Raw genomic sequence first — 2,137 nt, 5'->3', positions numbered from 1 at the left:
CCGGGGCGGGCGCAGGCCCCGGCGGGGCGGCCGGGGCGGCGGCTCGTACGGGACGTCCGGCAGCCGGGGCGCGGCCTCCGGCAGCCACGCGGGCGCGGGCCGCCCGCCGGACGAGGGCGACGGCAGCCGGGACATGATGACGTCCGGCGTCGGCCGCAGCTCGGGCTCCTTCGCCAGGCAGTCCCTGAGCAGCGGGACGAGGTCCTCCGGCACGCCCGCCAGCTCGGGCTCGTCGTGCACCACCTGGTAGGCGACGAGGTACGGGCTGTCGGACGCGAACGGCCCGCGTCCGGTCGCCGCGTGGACGAGCACCGACGCGAGCGCGAACACGTCGGCCGCGGGGCCCACTTCGCGCGGCCGCTGGAACTGTTCGGGCGCCATGAACGGCGGGGTGCCCACCAGCTTCCCCGTCTCCGTCCGCAACTCGCTGTCGTACGGCCGGGAGATGCCGAAGTCGATGACCTTGGGGCCGTCTTCGGAGAGCAGGACGTTGCTGGGCTTCAGGTCGCGGTGGACGACCCCGGCCCGATGGATGTCGCGCAGCGCCTCCGCGAGCCCCGCCGCCAGCCGGCGCACCTCGTCCGAGGGCAGCGGGCCGTTCCGCTTGATGTACGCGGCGAGGGTCGGCCCGGCGATGCACAGCGTGGCCATCCAGGGCCGTTCACAGTCGGGGTCGGCGTCCACGACGGGTGCGGTGAAGGCGCCGCTGACCCGGCGGGCCGCCGCGACCTCCTGCCGGAACCGCGCTCTGAACTCGGGATCCGCCGCGTACTCGGCGTGCACCACCTTGACCGCGAGCCGCAGCCCCGACGGCGAGTGCGCCAGGTGGACGACCCCCATGCCACCCGCGCCGAGCCGGCCCTCCAAGCGGTAACGGCCCGCATACTCCGGATCCTCCGCTTCAGGGCCGTTCCCGGTGTCGCGCAGCGGCGGCATTCCCCACCCCCGTGTCGTGTCGGCCGCATAGGCGGCTTGCGGAGCCTATTCGATGGGGCACCTGATGCCCGGGAGGACGTGCCCGACCTTGCTAGCCTGCGCATGTCATCGGCCCGTCAACAACACTCTTTTGACGGTCATTTCGAAACAGGGGAGGGCGCAACATGGCCAGCGGAGAGATCGTCGAAGAGCAGGCCCGAAGCGAGGTCGAGGACGGCACCGTCGTCACCCACGCATCGTCCGCGTCATCCATAGCGTCCGTCCAGGCCGCGGCGGAGGCCGTTTACTACCCGCTGGCCCCCGGACACCAGGTGAACGTGCGCAGCGGCCCCAGCACCGGCAGCCGGCTGGTCAAGGTCCTTCCGCAGAACACCCGCGTCGCCATCCGCTGCCAGACCCGCGGCGAAACGGTCTCCGGCCCCTGCGGTACGACAAACATCTGGGACAACATTGCGCCCGGTCAGTATGTATCCGACGCGTATGTGAAAACCGGCAGCAGCGACTTCGTGACGGTTCGATGCGCGTGATGATCGATATTGATCATCTCTGATGGGGCCGGGTGCGGGCGGAGGGACGGGGTCCGGGCTGCCGGGTGGACGGCTGCCGGGCTGCCGGGGGGCCGGGCGGTTGCCGAGCCGGCGCGGGGCAGGGCAGCGGCACGGCAATACACGGCAATAATCGCCGCATGAGCACACAGAGCCGGACAACCTCCTCCACAGGCGCTCCGGAGCCCGAGCCCATCCGGTTCTTCGGGACGACATGGATCGAGCACGACGGTGGCTACGGGTGGCGCCGCGCCGCCGTCGCCGCCGGCGGTCTGGCCGCGGCCGTGGCGGGCGCCCTGATCCTGCGCTTCGGCTACGAGGGCCTCGCCGTCGCCAGGGTGGGCGGACTGGTGAACCTGATCGTCTTCCTCGGGGTGGCCATCTGTACGGCCCTCGCCTTCCGGCGCACCTGGGAAGGATTCGTCCGGCGCGGTACCGGCGAGGAGTCCACCCAGCCCTATCTGCTGATCGGCTTCATCGGCGTCTTCCTCGCCTGGTCCTTGCGGGCCCTCCAGGAGGCACCGGGGGAGAAGCTGCACCGCCAGGAGTACGAGGAGCGGCTGCGGCGCGCGGCGGCGAGGGGCCGGAAGCGGAAGTGAAGTAGGGGCGGGGCGAAGCGGGTGGGGGCAGGGGGAGGGGTGGGCACGAGCACTCCC

General features: G+C 72.1%; 3 protein-coding genes. 2 read left to right on the top strand and 1 reads right to left on the bottom strand.

Annotation, left to right across the window (positions count from 1 at the left end; all coding sequences use genetic code 11):
* Positions 1 to 936, bottom strand: a 936-nt coding sequence (locus tag JNW98_RS28205) for a serine/threonine-protein kinase (protein ID WP_223771135.1), incomplete at its 3' end; no start/stop codon positions are given.
* A 164-nt stretch (positions 937 to 1,100) separates the two neighbouring features.
* On the opposite strand from JNW98_RS28205, the gene JNW98_RS28200 reads away from it, so the two are divergent.
* Both JNW98_RS28200 and JNW98_RS28195 read left to right on the top strand, forming a co-directional pair.
* Positions 1,101 to 1,463 carry an SH3 domain-containing protein gene (locus JNW98_RS28200; protein ID WP_223771134.1) on the top strand — a complete coding sequence of 121 codons (363 nt, stop codon included), beginning with the start codon at positions 1,101 to 1,103 and terminating at the stop codon, positions 1,461 to 1,463.
* 158 nt (positions 1,464 to 1,621) lie between these two features.
* On the top strand, positions 1,622 to 2,080 hold the full coding sequence (locus JNW98_RS28195) for an EamA/RhaT family transporter (protein WP_223771133.1): 459 nt from the start codon (positions 1,622 to 1,624) through the stop codon (positions 2,078 to 2,080).
* Positions 2,081 to 2,137: the final 57 nt, after the last annotated feature.

Source organism: Streptomyces huiliensis, from assembly GCF_020037025.1.
Taxonomy (GTDB): domain Bacteria; phylum Actinomycetota; class Actinomycetes; order Streptomycetales; family Streptomycetaceae; genus Streptomyces; species Streptomyces huiliensis.
Note: the sequence above shows the minus strand (reverse complement) of the source record. Positions and strands in the feature narration are given on the sequence as shown.

What these genes read in the sequence shown, in the direction of transcription:
- JNW98_RS28195 (WP_223771133.1), top strand. Translation starts at nt 1,622, where the DNA reads ATGAGCACACAGAGCCGGACAACCTCCTCCACAGGCGCTCCGGAGCCC.
- JNW98_RS28200 (WP_223771134.1), top strand. Translation starts at nt 1,101, where the DNA reads ATGGCCAGCGGAGAGATCGTCGAAGAGCAGGCCCGAAGCGAGGTCGAG.